Raw genomic sequence first — 16,396 nt, forward strand, 5'->3', positions numbered from 1 at the left:
TTTATAGAGCTTTTTAGAGTTCGAATATCTTTTCCATTAACATCCATTTTTCCCCTGGCTTGGCCATGGATAAAGCTTGCTGATAATTCCACATTAAATCTTCCCATTCCTGAACCTTGGAATTGCTTTCGTCCATTTTGGATTTTTGTTCGAAAGAAAAGGAATCGTCAGCCTCAATGATCATGAAAAGCCTATTGCCTAATAGGTAAATCTCCATGGAATCAATGCCAGCGTCCCTGATACTGGCCTCTATTTCGGGCCAGATTTTTTTGTGGTACGCTTTATATGCCGCAATCAATTTTGGGTCATCCTTTAAATCCAAGGCCAAAGCAAACCTTTGTAAACTCATGATTTTCTTTTTATGCGGTTTCCAGACGTTGTCTCTTCATAGAGCGATAGCTATATATTGCTACCAAAATCAAACAGGTCAAAGGCAAGATGAACGAAAAGTTGACCTCTGGAATGAATCCGAACAATTTAACATCGCTAAGACCGGTTCCTCCCATGTCAATAATTCTTCCCTGCAGTGGCGGCATCAGTGCTCCCCCCACAATTCCCAGGATCAATCCCGCAGAACCAATTTTGGCCTCATCACCCATTCCTTTAAGCGCAATGCCATAGATGGTCGGGAACATTAGCGACATGGCAAAGGAGACCCCTACCAAGCAATACAAACCAACCATTCCACTAAGGACGATGGCCCCTGTGCAGAGCACACTTCCAAGTATGGCAAAGATGAGCATGAGCTTGGCCGAAGAGATATATCGGAACAAGAATGTACATATCCATCTGGCTGTTAGGAACAAAATGGTCGAAGCAGCGGCATAGACCACGGCATTCAATTGTTCATCCGCTCCTCTAGAAGCATTAAGATTGGTCACATATTGATAAATAAACGTCCATACCATGATTTGTGCGGCCACATAGAAAAACTGGGCCAATACGCCTTCATAATAGGATTTATTGGAAAAGAGTCTAGAAAAAGTCTCTTTCAGGTCTAATTTCTCAACAGTTTTGCTACCGTTATCGATCTTTACGAAAAGGAAAACCAACAAGATGGCCAAGACTACAAAACCCAGAACAATGTAAGGAGCACTAATCACGGATAAATCGTGCTCAACCATTTGCTGGTGTTGTTCAGGGGATAGGGCGGAGGATGCCAAGGATGAGGTATCTGCCCCAATTTTTGTGTCCAACCGATCAACCACATAAAGTCGAGCCACCAATTGTCCTGATAAAGCCCCCATGGGGTTGAAAGCCTGGGATAGGTTTAGTCGTTGCGTGGCGGTCCTGGGATCTCCCAATTCCAAAATCATAGGGTTGGCAGTGGTTTCCAAAAAAGCCAATCCGAAGGTGAGGATATAAAAGGAAATCAAGAAGAAGTTATAGCTGGCCAAAAGTGCCGACGGGTAAAACATGAGCGCTCCTGCGGAGAACAGGATGAGCCCTAGAACAATCCCGGATTTGTAGCTGTACTTCCTAATGAAAAGGGCTGCTGGTATGGCCATGGTACCATATCCGCCGTAAAAAGCAAGCTGCACATAGGAAGCCTTTACATTGGAAATATCCAGTACGTTCTTAAAAACTTCCACCATGGGATTGGTAAGATCATTAGGAAAACCCCAAAGGAAAAATAGACTGGTTACAAGAATAAATGGTACAAGAAACGCTTTGGCAACTACCGGGATTCTTTGTTTTTGCTCCATAATTATAGGTTATTGGTTTTCTAGTTTATTGATTGGTTATTGATTAAGTAAGGCGCGGTCCAAATGGGTATAACCGCCATCCACATAAATGAGTTGACCTGTTGTGTGGCTTGATTTGTTGGATAACAGAAAAGTTACCATACTGGCAATTTCCTCTGAAGTAGTCATTCTGTTTTCCAACGGAATACGGTTTGTAATTTCTTCCAATTTTTTCTCAGGTTCCGGAAAAGTCTTGATCCATCGATCGTATAATGGGGTGTAGCATTCGGCAACGATAACGGCATTTACCCTAATTTGATGAGGTAATAGTTCCACCGCCCACTCCCGGGTAAGGGCATTTCTGCCACCATTTGCAGCTGCATATCCAGATGTCCCCCCTTGACCAGTTTCAGCGGTTTTGGAACCAATGTTGACTATGGCTCCCTTGCTTTCTTTAAGTTGGGGAAGGGCATAATGCGCCATCATGAAGTAATGGGTTAAATTTCGGTTAATGGATTCCAGAAAACCCTCATAACTACCATTCTCTAGGCCAATGCCATCATTTACCCCTGCATTATTCACCAGGCCATCAATTCTTCCATAGGCATTCACAACAGCCTCTACCGCAGCCTTGCATTGTCCAGGATCGGTGAGTTCTGCAAAGGTGTGAAAAGCTTTTCCTCCTTCTTCCTCTATTTTCTTTACCGCATCAAGTACGTTTTCCTTATTTCTTCCCACAATTACAGGAATAGCACCTTCCTTGGCAAGCTCACGGCTAATACCGTTCCCTATACCCTTTGAACCGCCGGTAACAATGATTACCTTATCCTTTAAACCTAAATCCATTATTTCAATTCATTAGTGCAACATCACAAATATTTTGGATAGCCATTTTCGCATTGTTAAAAGTGACCAGCTTGTGCGCATGGTAGACTATCCGTTAAGTTTGATAAAACCTCCATCAATTGGGAAATCAGTCCCTGTGATAAAAGAGGCTTCGTCTGAGCATAGATACAACGCCAAATTAGCCACTTCTTCTGGGGACCCCATTCGACCTATAGGTTGGGTTTTGGAGAGCTTTTCAAACATCTCATCCACATTGTCAGGATAGTTTTTCTTTAAAAATCCATCCACAAAGGGAGTGTGTATTCTTGCTGGGGATATACTATTGCATCGTATGCCATATTCCAAATAATCTTTGGCCACGGAATAGGTCATGGTCAGTACCGCTCCCTTGGTCATGGAATAGGCAAACCGATCAGCGACTGCCACCGTACTGGCAATGGAGGCCATGTTGATGATTACCCCACCCTTTTTCTTCATATGTTTTATACAGGAATGAATGCAGTTGTAAACGCCTTTGATGTTTACGTTGTACAAATTGTCCAAATCGTTTTCAGTAGTTTCTTCAATATTACCAACATGGGCAATCCCCGCATTGTTGATTAGGATATCAATGGTGCTGGATTGGGCAATGCTATTGGCTAATTTGGCCACTTCCCTTTGGTTGGAAACATCACATTCATGACCTTCGGCCTTTCCACCATGACTGCGAATTTCATCCACAGTGGTTTGGGCACTTTCCAAGCTTAGTTCCAAAATGTTTACAAAGGCCCCATATTCTGCCAGAGTCTTGGAAATGGCTTTCCCTATACCGCTACCTCCACCTGTGATAAGAACCACTTTACCGTTTAAAGAAAACTTCATCGATACAATTTAAGTTTATCTCTTCTGAAAGAAAAAAGAATCAAATTCAAAAAGTGGAAAATTAAATTTTACCATGGGAAGTGGCAACTATCAAAATTGCCCATGCTGATACTTTTTTTGCATAAGTGTTAATATAAATGCCCTAAACGTCAAATAAGTCTTTCAAGCAAAATCCGAAGAAGGGTGGAAAGTACAGGGAAATTAAAAGGAAAAAACCCTGCCGATTTTGGTAAAAGGACAGGGGTTTTGTGTGGTATGGAATCTTTCCTTGTGACCTGACTGGGGCTCGAACTTGAGACCCAATCATTTGATATTCAAAAAGTTAAAATTCAAAATTTAAACATGTGCACCGAATTGTACACCCGCTTAAAACGATTAATCAAATGAACTTATTTATTTGTGTCTGCTATCAAATAATATTGATGACGCAAATATATATTTTAGTTACCTACTTTTCCAATATTTCTATCAGTCAGATATCTTTTATGAAATAACATCTACACTCGTCGTTTGAACAAGGGTAAATAGTTTAAAAAATTACCCTTGTTTTATTTACTAGGGTAAAAGTTACCCTAGAAGGTGCTTAAGCATTTTATAAGTATTCTAATCAAAGCTGAACTGGCAAGCTTTCAAAAATTGAACAAAATGGAGACGTAAATTGCTTATTCACACTCATTGCATCTTAAAAAACTCCACTTTTTGGGGTAAAAATCACTCAGATTACAATTCTTAATTTCTCTCTTATCTTCAGTGATGTGCTAAAAAAGTCGACTAAGTCAGTGTAGCTTTATGAGAGTCCCCGAAAAAATAATAGCTATACAAAATAGTGGAATAATTAACTATATTTATAGTCTTCCCCTTACAAATTAAACCAATCCAGTCATGCAATCCATTTTTAACGATCACCCAGAGTTTATTATTTTCATTATTATTCTCATTACTATAATTGCCTTACGCATTTCTCTTAGACGAAATGAAAGAAGACGTGAACAAGAATTACAATCGGTAAAGAATGCTCGTGCTGGGGCGTTACAAAGTCAACGTTTAGAAGATTTTGCTAAATCCAATCGGGAATATTTGGAGAAACACTATGATTCTACTTTAAAGAATTACAAGAGGTCATTAAACATTTTAAGACTAATGACCATAATCGCGTTTTTCTTTGTCATTTCTGTAATTATCCTATCTCTAACTGAAGATACATATACAGAAGCTGTCGTAACTGCTATATTGGGAACAATCACTACAGCAATATCGAGTTGGTTTTTTAAACCATTGAGAAATATCTATAAAAAACTTCAAGGAGACCTGGATAACCTCAAGTCAGATAACAGGTTATTTACCGCTCTTGGCGTCATCGACACCATGGACAACAAAAAAGAAAGGGAAAATATGAAAAAGGAGGCATTACAGATTTTGTTTGAGCTGATGAAAAATGGTAATAGAAGTGGAAATATATCAACAGTATTAGACGCTTCAGAAAACTAAGAATTTAAGTAAATGAACAAATAACTACAACCTAAACCTGTCGGTTATATAATATAGTTAGCCAAAAGCTGAAAACACTCAAATGAATAGATTTGACAGCATCCCTAATGAATTACGAAGATTAGAAAAACGTGGAGAGGACGTAAGTATTTTAGTTGGTAAAAATGGCAGTGGAAAAAGTACGCTTTTAAATCAGCTCGCAAAATATTACGTATCCAAAAATAGAAGCGTAATAGCCTTAGCAAATTCCATTCATGATAAATTCAATCTAAAACATAGAAATTTTAGCGTTCTTAGAGGTCGTTCAGGAAGGAGACAAGTAAGAACGACAGTAAAAAAGGCAATGGAGGTTATTGGAGATGATAAGAATAGACTTCGCAATACGACTTTGGCCCTTTCCTATGTAGGTTTTGAACCCATTATTGGTTTTAAATTAGAAAGATTCAATCCACAGGCATTATCGAATGATGAATTAGAAATTGATTCTTCTGACAAAGAAAGGCTAGATTACCTTATTGATACGTCAGTAAGACAGATACAAAATCAAGAAATTATTTGGCTCGATACTGATAATTTAGATTTTAGCTCCTATGATAAATCAAATCTAACCGAATTATTTAAGTGGGAATCGTTTCTAAAAAAGGCCGGTATTATCTCAAGAATTGAGGTCTATTTAAGAAAAGAAGATAATATAATATCGGTACTCGATGCGAGTTCAGGAGAATTATCTCTTATAACTTCAATAATTTATATCTCTACGGTAATTGATGATAGAACTGTTATTTTGGTTGATGAACCTGAAAATAGTTTACACCCCTTGTGGCAAAAGGAATACACCAAAACATTTTTAGATTTATTTTATCTATATGAACCAAAAATTATCATCGCAACTCATTCACCAATAGTCGTGAACGGAGCGGAATTATTTTCAGATAATACCGATACTTTTAAAGCCGACAACTTCCAATTTGAGCTTCAAAGAAAAGAGCCTTTAAATGTAGAGGAGTTATACTATCGTTTTTTTGACATAACAACTCCAGAGAATAGATTTTTATCTAATCGACTTGTCCGACTTTTAAATTTGCTTGCAGAAAAAAAGATAACGCTACTGCAATTTACGATGGAATTAGAGAATATTAAAGAAACCGTTTATGATAAAACGCAAGATGAAGCTCTTTCAACTGTTTTAAAATTAGCAGAGGAAATAACAATTAATAGCAATTAAACAAATTGACTTTTGGAAATAACAGAGGATGACATTCAGAACATTGAAAATGCTGTTGCAAATGGTGGAGATATCTGGAACGATCCTCTTGTTTCGGATTTTAAATCAAGAGTCAAAGAATATTATAGAAACCTAGAAAATGAACAGTGTTGTTATTGTAAGAAAAATTTTCAGGGAGAATTTAATATGGTCATTGATATAGAGCATATACTACCAAAAGGTAAAGCGGAATTTCGGAATTTAATGTTCGTTTTGACCAATTTAAATGTAGCCTGTAAGCGGTGTAACATGAAAATAAAAGGACAAAAAACTGATTTTGTCTTTAACATAAATACCGCAGCTCAAAACCATACCGATAGCAGCCAGTACAAAATTATCCATCCAAATGTAGATAATTATTTTGACCATATTAGTGTATATCAACATATTGAAAATCAAAAAAAGCTCATTAAATATAGGGTTGAAGCAAATAGTTCTAAAGGAGATTATACTTACAAATATTTTAAGTTAAGTGAACTAGAAATTGACTCTATTAATCAAGCTCAAGGATTAGTTGAAAAGGCAGAGCTTTCGAAAAATATTGACCCTTCAATACAAGAAAGACTAATGGAAGCTTTCAAAAAAATATAAAGCGAGTGATTAATAAAAAGTATCAGTATCGCAGTATAAGATGATGGCGTGAAAGAACAAGTTTAGAACCAAGGTTAGAACAAAACCGAAAGGTTTGTGACTAGAAATCCGCTACTACTCATAAACTTGACTGATGCTTAGCATTTAAAAAATGACATTAGAGTACAAATTTGTAGACACTATTGAGGAGTTGACTGAATCAACACTTGAATTCCATGGCAAACCAGAATTCTGGAAACCAGCATTGGGTTCAGGGCCGAGATACTTTGTCCATATCAAGGACAATGGAACTAACGCCTTTGGACTTTCAAAATTCTGTGCCTTCAAAAACATAACCGTTGAGGACTACTTGACAAATTACCGTTACAAAACTGACGGAGGCACAACTCAAAAGCATATTGCTTCTTTGACAGGGCAAGACTGGAAGCTAAGGAAAAATGTTGCCACGGACATAAAAGAATCATTTGATAACTGGATTTCACAATTCTTCCCAAATTATAACCTTGAAAATGCCGCATTTATTTCTATAACAAAGACAGGTCACCCAAAGAGGAAGATAAAAAAACTCATCTCCCCTGCTGAACTTGAAGATAAGCTAAGACTTCAAAGGGAGATTGGAAAAATTGGAGAGAACATCGCAATGACTTATGAAACTGTGCGACTCAGGGACAAGGGAATTAAAAATCCGACACGACACATTGAACAAGTTTCCAAAAGAAACTCTGCTGCTGGTTATGACATATACAGTTCGACAAAGGGCGATACTAGATACATTGAAGTGAAATCATCGCTAAACGACAATTCCGATTTCTTTATAACTGAAAATGAATTGCTGACACTTGAAGCATTTGGACAGGAAGCCTATTTGTACTTAGTGCATATTAAGGACCTTAAAAGCCAAGAAGGGCAGGTATATCGGGTTGTTAAGGACCCAATACGACAATTAAAAGAAACAGGAACTTTGAAGCCAATTACATACAGAGCGGAAATAAAAACGCTACACAAGAAGGACTATAATTTATAGCCACATTTTCGCTCTTTTAAACCTCATAAAACATTAACGACTGCAAATCTACTCTTTTACAAGCTATGGGAAAGTCGTTTGCCAACCCCGTCACAAATCATAGTCGTGAATGAAAGTGACCATAAGCTAAATCAATCATTATTGAAATTGATTTAGTTAAAATTTACCAGCACAAAATAATTGTGTAGCTTGGAAATAAATTGGTCTAAAAAAATGAAACTGATTCACGAAGGCACTTTTATAACAGAAATAATTTTCCAGGCGGAACTTGTTTTACATGCTGTTGATCGATTAAAGGATTCTTCGGATGATTTTGATAAAGTTGCGGTTTGGTCAGCTATTCAATCTATTTTAATATCGTCAAGTAATGTTTCCAAAATTCTTTGGCCGATGAAGAAGAAATATGAAGAAAGAGGTAAACAACTTAGAAAACTTCTTAGAGTGGATTCTGAATGTGTTCTAAAGAGCAGAAAATTCAGGAATAAATTTGAACACTATGATGATTTAATAGATGATTTTTTTGAAGGCAATAATATTCGCTCTTATACAGATTTAGCAATGAATCCATCTTTAAGTTCATTTATAGGGGAATCTTGTCACAGAGGATACAATACTTACAATAATACTCTTGTGATTCATGGAGAAATTCTAGATATAAATGACATAGTAGATGTTGTGAAACAAGTAAAACTTAGGTGTGAAGGCTTATTTTTAAAGTAACAAAATTATTACCGCCACAAAGGATAATTAGCTTATTTGTACTTCAATCTGCAAACTAAAGTTTGGTATTATCGTCCCTTACATTAGGGTAAATAGGAATTGTCGGACCGCTTCGAGGCCTTTTATACTCCTCCAAATTAATACCCAAGGATAAATATATCATTGCGGCTCTGGCGGTATGCAATAGTGTCAAGGTCTTTTTCTCTAAATCCTCTCTTTTAATCCAATAGCTTTTCTTTTCAACCTCATTCGGAACCTCCATATGATTCGCAAGTATATTTATGGATTTATGCTCTAAATAGTTTCTAATCTCAGCCACCTCCTTGGATTCAGGTTGAATCGAAGATAAATATGGGAAACTTTTCTCATAGAAGTCTTTGTTTAGCCAAAATAGCCCCCTGAAGGCCCAATTCTCGGTAGCATTTATCTTATCTAAAACCGTCGTGCCAGGACCCTTGTTGCTAGAATACCATATTCTTCTAAAAGAAACTCTATTCAAGTCCCAACCCAATTCCAGATAATCGTTTAATAAATAGGCTACCTTATCAAAAATAGAATAGCTGATCTTAAATGCAATTTTCAATTTTTCTACCGCTAGACTGTAATTTATTCCTTTCGAAAAATCCAACTGCAAGTTTCCTTTATCTGAAAAATGTGGCTTTAAAGACTGAATTCCTTCGAAGTAAAGATACCTGGCCGTCCCGAATTCTTGTTTGATTTGATTAAAAAGAATCTGATAAAACTCCGGTCCATCATGTTTAGCTGTTAGCGACGGAAGTAGCAAACAATCATGCGCAGCTATACTTTCCCTAGTTAAGTCGTTCAAAGGATTTAGAAAAAGCCCATTTTTCAAAACCCATTTTCTATAACTTACTTCCTCCGAAGTACCTCCTAAATCAAAAGAACTTTCCTTATAGTCATGGTTCAATTCATTATTGGTGAAGATTGATTCTATATTCACTCTCATTATTTCTACGTTAACGCGTGTCTCCTCATATAAATCCCCTTTCAAGGATGCTCCAAGATTTTCATATGCATTCTTGAAAAAATATGTCTGTTGCCCGCCATCATATAGTATTCTCGCATATCCAAGCACTGTATTTGAATGATTGGCCAGTGTTTGGCCATATCCTGGTGTTATGTCCAAGGCCCTCCTGTAGTATTGAAGGCCCTCTGAAAATCGGCCAATCGTATGAAATAATATTCCCAAATTTGTCAATACTTCGCTTTTCCTTGTATCTGGCGGTAAACTTTCGGCAATTGATAACGCCAATCTTAAATGTATTATCTGCTGTTCCAATTCCGCCGGATTGAAATCATCAATTTCAAGATGATCCTGAGGCCCTTTTATTCCGTACAAGTACGACCAGCCATTAGCCATGTTGAAATGAAAAGCCTGAATTTGTTCTAAGAAAAAATCCTCGAACTCCATACCCTTACCCAATGCCAGACCCTTCTCGATAAAGCTTGTGTCATTAATCCCTCGACCGTGTTCAAATAAAGTTTGTAGGCTAATGACAATATCCTCGGGGTCCATACCAGTAAAACTGGATAACTGAATGAGTTCATCGGGGTTATAAATGTTCATTTTTCGTAGATTTTTATTGTCTGACAAGATTTATTAGTGCTTTCTATAACTGTTCTATCTCATTCAATAATTCTTCCAAGTCACTTTTTCTACCTGAAAAAATTAGGGTATTGTATTTCTCAGCTAAGCCTGATTCTACAAGTTCTGCTTTTCGCTGGCGGTCAACAAGCATAATATCTGAATAAGGTAATCCTGTGGAAATACGCATAATGTCAATATGGTCCGCTTGGTTTTCTTTTTTACTGTATATAGCAAGATATGCAATAAGGGTCGTTCTGATATTTAACGTTGGCACATTGTCAAAACCGTTGTTCTTGAATTCAAGTATTAATCTTTTTACTTCTTTTTTCTTCAACCTATGCCTTTTCAAGAGCTGTTCTATGATTAAATCTACCCAATTAGCAACTTCCTTTTGTCCTATGTAATCACCGCGAATAAAAAGATGGTCCTTTCTTAGAAGTTCCCCTAAGCGCTCAATAAATCCTTGTGTTTGGACATATTTTGAAGCTTGAATAAGAGATTTTTTCGCCTTTCCACTAATCTTTTGGGTCCTAGTATTCGCCCTTAATTTATTGGTCCCAGAGACAGCATCTTCTATTAGATTTTTATGTTCTCTTGCAAGTTCTTCCATTCGGATATAGTTTTCATCTTTTTCTAGAACACCTTTGATGTTTTCATACATAAAAGTTCTTTGCGTTACCTTATTACCCCGGATTCTTGAGGAAATTAGTTGTGATGTAATGAACAAATCCGGTTTAAAAGCCAATCCATCCGATAATGAAGTTAAAAAAGAATCATGCTCTTGAGCATCAGTCTTTGTTTTCCTGGAGGTTTCAAGAAAGTGCTCATGAGACAAAGGACAATACAATTTATGCTCCGCTCTTTTCATCATAATGGTCTCCTTGATTGCACTCCACAGGGAGTTTTTCTCAGGAGCGATTAGTTCACTTACAGCAAATTGGTCCAGATAAATGCATTTCTTTTTGGTTGGTGTTTTGGATATGTTGAGTTTTGAGGTCAAAGTCTAAAGTTTATTTTTTTTAACCCTAGTCCTTGGAATTATTTACAATTGTTCAAGAAAGAGCTATCAGTTAGGGGTGAATTCTTTTTTAATCACATTAAATGTTTCAAAATCAGATTGAAGGTCATCCAATCTAGGTGGATTATTGATGATTTGAGCATCACTATGAGCGTTAATGAACCTACTTGACCTAGCGAACAAATCCTCAATAGTAGCCTTGTGTTTGTCGATAAGTTCGCCACTTACCTTTGGAAAAGTGGTCATCATAATGTGTTTACGATAGCGTTTGACCGTGTTCTGAAAAACTACATCTGTAACTAAAAGTTCCAAGGCGGCGCGTAAATGGCCATACCCTTCCTTTGCCACATCCTCCTCGGACCTTCCTTTTAGCCCACCATTCAACAATACATTTATTTTACTTGTTTCACTTTTTAGGGAATTGATTTCATAACCCTCGGTTAATAATCCCGCTCGATTAAGATTTCTATAGACATTGTAAAATTTGAAATCCACATTGCTCCCAACGGCCGATTTTTTTAAATCGAACAAGCTATGGTATAGCAGGATACTGTGTGTGAATACAAGTACTTGTCGCTCAGTGGTCAGTTCCACAAGTCTTCTAGCCACATCATCAATGATATGATGGTCCAAGGAATTAACAGGATCATCGAATACTACAGGAGCTATGGTATTATCCAATTGCATTTCAGTTAGAAATTCTGCCAATGCTATGGCCTTCTGTTCCCCTTCGCTCAATACCTGGTTAATGTTGTAAGATGATATGTTTTGGCTAATATGGGAACTTCCTTTGGACGTATAAAATGAGATTTTTACCCCTAAGTGGGCCTTCCTAAATTTCCTAAGTTCCTCCTCAAATTTTGCGTTAAAATCCTGAGCAATCAACTCTTCCCTCGCTTTAGTGGTTTTGCTGCTCAAAGAAGCTGAATTGAATTTGTTAGCATTGTCCACTAGCAAAGCTTGAGCTCTTAGATTGGAATGACAGTTAATTACTTCCTGTTTTTTCTTCGAGAGTAATTGCCGATCTTTTAGCTCACCTATCACTGAATATATATTTTTTTCTGTCGCAATCAAATTTTGTAATTGACCTAAGATACCGTCCCTTTCAGCTTTTAATTCATTTTTCTTTTTTTCAAGGATGGAGATGTATTTAGGGTAGAGAACATCAAAAATTACCTCATTAGTCAAAGTGTCTTTAATCACGTGTTCCTTTAACGTTTGTAACTTGGCATTCAGTTCCAACAGCTCTTTAGGCTGTATAACTAAACCACTTTCATCAACTCCATAAACTGGTTGATTTATGAGCAGACTGTCTTTAACAAGAGCCACCCTTTGTACAATCTTGCTTTTGAGTTCAGTTAATTGACCTATTTCCTTTTGGGTGGTATCGTTCATCAATTCTTGGTAACTCTGCACTAGGCTTCGTGCACTTGCATCTGCTAGACTTTGTTTGCAATACACACAAGTATCGTCTGTATTATTCGGATAGCCCTCTTTGTTTAATATCTTTATATACGCATCGGCAGATTTTAAGAAGTTGGAAAATTGAGGGGTATTGAACATATCCACGCCATTTTTCTCTGCAATGGCACTCAAATTTATTTGGGAGCGTGCATTTAATACCTGTAATTGTTGATTGTAATTCAGCAAATTGATCCAGTCAGCAGAGGATAAGTTTGCCTCATTTAGTTTGATTGCGGAAATAACTCGTTCCAAATCCTGAAGGTATAGGTTAAAATTCCCGCTCCTGGTTTGTAGGAAGCCCTTATTCAATCCTCGGGCTTCTTGTTCCTTCCTCTGAAGTGTTATTAAGTCCGTAGCGGCGAAATTTGCCAGAGAATCCAATTCTTTTAAATCAGACTCTTTTGTCAGCCCATCGATAAATTTACGTTGTGGTGTTCCGGCATGAAGTTGCTCTTTCCAAGAGATGGTGGTCGGATATTTGAGTATTTGTTGCTGTCTTAAAACTTCCAGTTGCGCCAGTTCGTCCTTAACCAATTGGAACATATAAAACCCTTGTGGCGCCACCAACAACTCTCTGTTACTTCCTAACGAAATATTTACGCAATCACTATTAAATACTGATATAGCGGAGAGTTCCTCCGTAGTTGCCACCCCATTCCATGGATGGCTTTCAGGTTTTCCCTCTATTTCGTAATCAATAACACAGCTTTGGCCCTGCTGGGCCTTATTAACGTCTGAAAGTATTTCCTGTGAATTGTCAAAACTGTGCCCCAACGACTTTAGGACACGACTATATCCGGTTTTGCCAACACCGTTATTCCCATAGATGACCGTTATACCGGGACTAAATTCCATTTCTTGACTCTCATCCAATAGATTTACTCCATTTATGCTATGCATTTTCTTGAGTACGACTTCCTTTGTTTCAATACTAAAGGTTGGCTTGGTTACCTCAATGGGAGCTAATGGAGGTTCAAATACGAACCCTATCTGTTCCAAATAATAATTGAAAATTGCCAAGCGTTCCTCACTGCTCAGTGCTTGTTGTTTTCCAATGATTTTAGCAAGCAATAGTTTGCCCCAGTTTCCATTTGGTTCTGCCCACTCCCAAAGAAAATCTATCAATTCCTTTTTCGTATTTGTACCAGCCATATCATTTGGTTTTCTCTGAAATAAAGATAGAATATAGTTGTAGGAAAATTTAACAAATACCCTTGTTAATTTTAACAGTAGAGAAGTTTGGAAAATATGGGAGCTTCAGAATTCAAAATCTTATTGAACAAAATTCACGGTTTTTAAAAAATCGTTAACCGTTCCTCAAATCTGAAACCTTCCCGTCTTAAAACTTGAAAATCGTTTTTTCTTCTTCACTGACAACACTATTTTGGGAATAGGCTATGAAAATTTTGGTCCCACTTTTGGAACAGAATTTGAGTAGCGAGAGGGTAGCGCGCCAAGGCGACGCTACGATAATGATTTGCTACGCAAAGAGTTGATTATTAAGGAGTTTCATTGGAGTTTTGAAATGGGAGACAATGTGAAGTTTGTTGAAAAATACTTCAGAAACCCTATAAACATTGAAAAAGTTTGTTGAAAAATGCGTGTAAAGGGTAAATATGAGTACAAATATCTCGCCTTGAACCTAAAGGCATCGGTGGTAAAACGATTCCGTTCGTTTGCCAAAAAGATTTCTGGTTCTCAATCAGAGGCTTTAGAGAAAATGATTGATTTTTTTGAGTGGCATGGCTTCAAACCCAATGACCGTTTTGTTGATAGTATCTTGGAGGAAATCCGCAAGAATCGCAAGCGGACTGAGGCAAACATTGCCATTCTTCGTGATATTGAAATCAATCAAACCAGACCCAACAATGCCATGCTAATTTCTCTTTTTGGTGAAAGTATAAAACAGGAAAAACCAATTCGTAAAGAGAAGAAGCTTGTCAAAAAAGAACCTGAAAACAATAAAGAAGAAATAGAAATCACGGTACCCAAAATCCGTTATGAGCGGCTAACGGATAAAATGGAAATGTTCAAAAGAGAAAGCCAATATGTAATTGATCATGTCACTTTGATAAAACCTTCTTTTGGGAAGCCTTATTTAAAGTTGGAAATCACTGAAGGGGAGTTGGAAAATTATAAACGAACAATTAAGAACCTATAGATGATTCATGAATTGTTATTTAGCTTTCCACCAAGCTCAGCAGGTTTGTTTTGGTAAGATTGGGACTTGCAGCGCGAAACATCGTTTCGCTCGCTCATGTTGTACCTAAATCAAGAACCCAATTTGAATTTGGCTTGTACAACTTCCATATCTTCCATCAATTTTTTATCAATCACCTTAGCATAGATTTGTGTTGTTTTCAATGATTGATGCCCAAGCATTTTACTCACGGATTCAATTGGTACGCCATTAGCCAAAGTCACTGTTGTGGCAAAAGTATGTCTGGCCAAATGGAAGGTCAGGTTTTTTTGAATTTTACAAATAGTGGCTATCTCCTTCAAAAACGCATTGGTCTTTTGATTGCTTATTACTGGTAGTAACAAACCATGCTCTTTTGTTAAAGGGTGGTCTTTGTATTTATTCAAAATTGCTTCTGATGTGGGTAGTAGGGGTACCACACTTCTTGAATCTGTTTTCGAGCGTTTTATTTTAATCCATCGTTTTCCATCCAGCCCCAGAACAATATGGTTTGAGGATAGCTTTTTGACATCAACATAAGCCAACCCTGTGAAACAGGAAAAAACAAAGATGTCTCGAATTTGTTCCAGTCTAGGGATATCAAATTCTTGTTCTATAAGTGAGCGAAGCTCAAGTTCAGTCAAAATATCTCGTTCTACCTTTTTCCATTTCGCCTTCCAATGATAAAAGGGATCTTGGTTCACCCAGTTATTGGCCACAGCAATCCGCATTATTTTTTTGAAGTTCACAACATATTTGGTCATGGTGTTTTGATTTCCAATTTTTTGGGTCTTTAAGAAGTGGTGGAAACGATTGATGAATTTTAAATCCACTTCTTTAATGAAAATATCTTTCATCTTATACTCTTTCCGGATAAAGGCGGCCAAATGGTTTCTTGTTCGAATATGTCTTCGATACGCCCCATACGAATACTCTAAACCCAATAGTTGTTGTATTTGAACATTATGTTCATCATAGACTTGGAGAAGCGTTTTATTGGTGCTTTCTGTAGTAAGCATTTTTTGCTTTATGGTTTCTGCGGTAAAGGGTTTCTTTTTGAGTACCAATTTCGAATGAATCTTATAAGCCTTGGATTCCAGTTCGTCCAAATAATGATTGAGTTCTCTGCTTTGAGGGCTCGAACCCTTGACCCTACCTTTGATCGAGCACCATTTTTCTAGCTTCACTTTACGCTGAATACTGAACTCTGATCGTTTGTAATTGACTGTAATTCTGAGGAATAGAGGTACCTGACCTTGTTGGTTAATCCGAGTCTTACGAACATAGCATAAAACGGAGAAAGAATTTGTTTCCATAACTGTGACTTTACTGATTTTTAAAATGTTAAATTTTCTTTGTAAGAACTTGATAATCACAAATTTTAACAGCTTCGAGGTGTACAATTTGTGAATTCAAAAAAGTGTACACCGATTTGTACACCGCGAGAAGCGGTATTATTTGATATCAAATGAAATCAGGAAAAATAAAAAAGTCTGTAAATCAACGATTTACAGACTTTTTGAATAATTATGGACTCTTAAAAGTGACCTGACTGGGGCTCGAACCCAGGACCCTCTCCTTAAAAGGGAGATGCTCTACCAACTGAGCTATCAGGTCTTGCTTAAAATTGCGACAAAAGTGTTGCGC

General features: G+C 37.2%; 14 protein-coding genes and 1 tRNA gene. 6 read left to right on the forward strand and 9 right to left on the reverse strand.

Going from position 1 to position 16,396, the window contains the following annotated elements; translation table 11 throughout:
• Positions 1–13: 13 nt before the first annotated feature.
• The 4 genes from ACO6S0_RS03470 to ACO6S0_RS03485 form a co-directional block, all read right to left on the reverse strand.
• The gene (locus tag ACO6S0_RS03470; RefSeq protein ID WP_422350632.1) at positions 14–349 is read right to left on the reverse strand and encodes an L-rhamnose mutarotase; all 336 of its coding nucleotides are present in this window, start codon (positions 347–349) and stop codon (positions 14–16) included.
• A 10-nt stretch (positions 350–359) separates the two neighbouring features.
• Positions 360–1,706, reverse strand: a complete 1,347-nt coding sequence (gene fucP, locus ACO6S0_RS03475; protein WP_422350633.1) for an L-fucose:H+ symporter permease — start codon at positions 1,704–1,706, stop codon at positions 360–362.
• 36 nt (positions 1,707–1,742) lie between these two features.
• Entirely contained in the window at positions 1,743–2,531 is a 789-nt protein-coding gene (locus ACO6S0_RS03480) for an SDR family oxidoreductase (protein ID WP_422350634.1), read from the reverse strand.
• A gap of 87 nt (positions 2,532–2,618) precedes the next feature.
• Positions 2,619–3,392: an SDR family NAD(P)-dependent oxidoreductase gene (locus ACO6S0_RS03485; RefSeq protein ID WP_422350635.1), complete on the reverse strand. Its 774-nt coding sequence runs from the start codon at positions 3,390–3,392 to the stop codon at positions 2,619–2,621.
• An 882-nt stretch (positions 3,393–4,274) separates the two neighbouring features.
• Between ACO6S0_RS03485 and ACO6S0_RS03490 the strand changes: the two genes are divergently transcribed.
• The 5 genes from ACO6S0_RS03490 (at position 4,275) to ACO6S0_RS03510 (ending at position 8,479) form a co-directional block, all read left to right on the forward strand.
• Positions 4,275–4,880, forward strand: a complete 606-nt coding sequence (locus ACO6S0_RS03490; protein ID WP_422350636.1) for a TRADD-N-associated membrane domain-containing protein — start codon at positions 4,275–4,277, stop codon at positions 4,878–4,880.
• Positions 4,881–4,962: 82 nt separating this feature from the next.
• A complete protein-coding gene (locus tag ACO6S0_RS03495; protein WP_422350637.1) occupies positions 4,963–6,105 on the forward strand; it encodes an AAA family ATPase in 1,143 nt (380 codons plus the stop codon).
• 12 nt (positions 6,106–6,117) lie between these two features.
• Positions 6,118–6,735 (forward strand): hypothetical protein, encoded by a 618-nt coding sequence (locus ACO6S0_RS03500; protein WP_422350638.1) that lies wholly within the window; start codon positions 6,118–6,120, stop codon positions 6,733–6,735.
• Between the two features lie 151 nt (positions 6,736–6,886).
• Positions 6,887–7,759, forward strand: coding sequence for a DUF3883 domain-containing protein (locus ACO6S0_RS03505; protein ID WP_422350639.1), 873 nt, complete (start codon positions 6,887–6,889; stop codon positions 7,757–7,759).
• A gap of 213 nt (positions 7,760–7,972) precedes the next feature.
• Positions 7,973–8,479 carry a hypothetical protein gene (locus ACO6S0_RS03510; RefSeq protein ID WP_422350640.1) on the forward strand — a complete coding sequence of 169 codons (507 nt, stop codon included), beginning with the start codon at positions 7,973–7,975 and terminating at the stop codon, positions 8,477–8,479.
• A gap of 55 nt (positions 8,480–8,534) precedes the next feature.
• Here the strand turns inward: ACO6S0_RS03510 and ACO6S0_RS03515 are convergent, their stop codons facing one another.
• The 3 genes from ACO6S0_RS03515 to ACO6S0_RS03525 form a co-directional block, all read right to left on the reverse strand.
• On the reverse strand, positions 8,535–10,067 hold the full coding sequence (locus ACO6S0_RS03515) for an LA2681 family HEPN domain-containing protein (protein WP_422350641.1): 1,533 nt from the start codon (positions 10,065–10,067) through the stop codon (positions 8,535–8,537).
• A 43-nt stretch (positions 10,068–10,110) separates the two neighbouring features.
• Positions 10,111–11,088, reverse strand: a complete 978-nt coding sequence (locus tag ACO6S0_RS03520) for a hypothetical protein (protein WP_422350642.1) — start codon at positions 11,086–11,088, stop codon at positions 10,111–10,113.
• A gap of 66 nt (positions 11,089–11,154) precedes the next feature.
• The gene (locus tag ACO6S0_RS03525; RefSeq protein ID WP_422350643.1) at positions 11,155–13,722 is read right to left on the reverse strand and encodes an AAA family ATPase; all 2,568 of its coding nucleotides are present in this window, start codon (positions 13,720–13,722) and stop codon (positions 11,155–11,157) included.
• A 445-nt stretch (positions 13,723–14,167) separates the two neighbouring features.
• Here ACO6S0_RS03525 and ACO6S0_RS03530 point away from each other — a divergent pair, with 445 nt between their 5' ends.
• Positions 14,168–14,731 carry a BfmA/BtgA family mobilization protein gene (locus ACO6S0_RS03530; protein WP_422350644.1) on the forward strand — a complete coding sequence of 188 codons (564 nt, stop codon included), beginning with the start codon at positions 14,168–14,170 and terminating at the stop codon, positions 14,729–14,731.
• A 110-nt stretch (positions 14,732–14,841) separates the two neighbouring features.
• On the opposite strand, the gene ACO6S0_RS03535 is transcribed toward ACO6S0_RS03530, so the two are convergent.
• Both ACO6S0_RS03535 and ACO6S0_RS03540 read right to left on the reverse strand, forming a co-directional pair.
• Entirely contained in the window at positions 14,842–16,065 is a 1,224-nt protein-coding gene (locus tag ACO6S0_RS03535) for a site-specific integrase (protein WP_422350645.1), read from the reverse strand.
• 228 nt (positions 16,066–16,293) lie between these two features.
• Positions 16,294–16,366, reverse strand: a tRNA-Lys gene (locus tag ACO6S0_RS03540).
• Positions 16,367–16,396: the final 30 nt, after the last annotated feature.

The sequence above is a fragment of the Flagellimonas sp. genome (genome assembly GCF_965233845.1).
Taxonomy (GTDB): Bacteria; Bacteroidota; Bacteroidia; order Flavobacteriales; family Flavobacteriaceae; genus Flagellimonas.

Coding starts and splice junctions, on each gene's coding strand:
- ACO6S0_RS03470 (WP_422350632.1), bottom strand. CDS start 349: ATGAGTTTACAAAGGTTTGCTTTGGCCTTGGATTTAAAGGATGACCCA.
- fucP (WP_422350633.1), bottom strand. CDS start 1,706: ATGGAGCAAAAACAAAGAATCCCGGTAGTTGCCAAAGCGTTTCTTGTA.
- ACO6S0_RS03480 (WP_422350634.1), bottom strand. CDS start 2,531: ATGGATTTAGGTTTAAAGGATAAGGTAATCATTGTTACCGGCGGTTCA.
- ACO6S0_RS03485 (WP_422350635.1), bottom strand. CDS start 3,392: ATGAAGTTTTCTTTAAACGGTAAAGTGGTTCTTATCACAGGTGGAGGT.
- ACO6S0_RS03490 (WP_422350636.1), top strand. CDS start 4,275: ATGCAATCCATTTTTAACGATCACCCAGAGTTTATTATTTTCATTATT.
- ACO6S0_RS03495 (WP_422350637.1), top strand. CDS start 4,963: ATGAATAGATTTGACAGCATCCCTAATGAATTACGAAGATTAGAAAAA.
- ACO6S0_RS03505 (WP_422350639.1), top strand. CDS start 6,887: ATGACATTAGAGTACAAATTTGTAGACACTATTGAGGAGTTGACTGAA.
- ACO6S0_RS03510 (WP_422350640.1), top strand. CDS start 7,973: ATGAAACTGATTCACGAAGGCACTTTTATAACAGAAATAATTTTCCAG.
- ACO6S0_RS03515 (WP_422350641.1), bottom strand. CDS start 10,067: ATGAACATTTATAACCCCGATGAACTCATTCAGTTATCCAGTTTTACT.
- ACO6S0_RS03525 (WP_422350643.1), bottom strand. CDS start 13,722: ATGGCTGGTACAAATACGAAAAAGGAATTGATAGATTTTCTTTGGGAG.
- ACO6S0_RS03530 (WP_422350644.1), top strand. CDS start 14,168: ATGCGTGTAAAGGGTAAATATGAGTACAAATATCTCGCCTTGAACCTA.
- ACO6S0_RS03535 (WP_422350645.1), bottom strand. CDS start 16,065: ATGGAAACAAATTCTTTCTCCGTTTTATGCTATGTTCGTAAGACTCGG.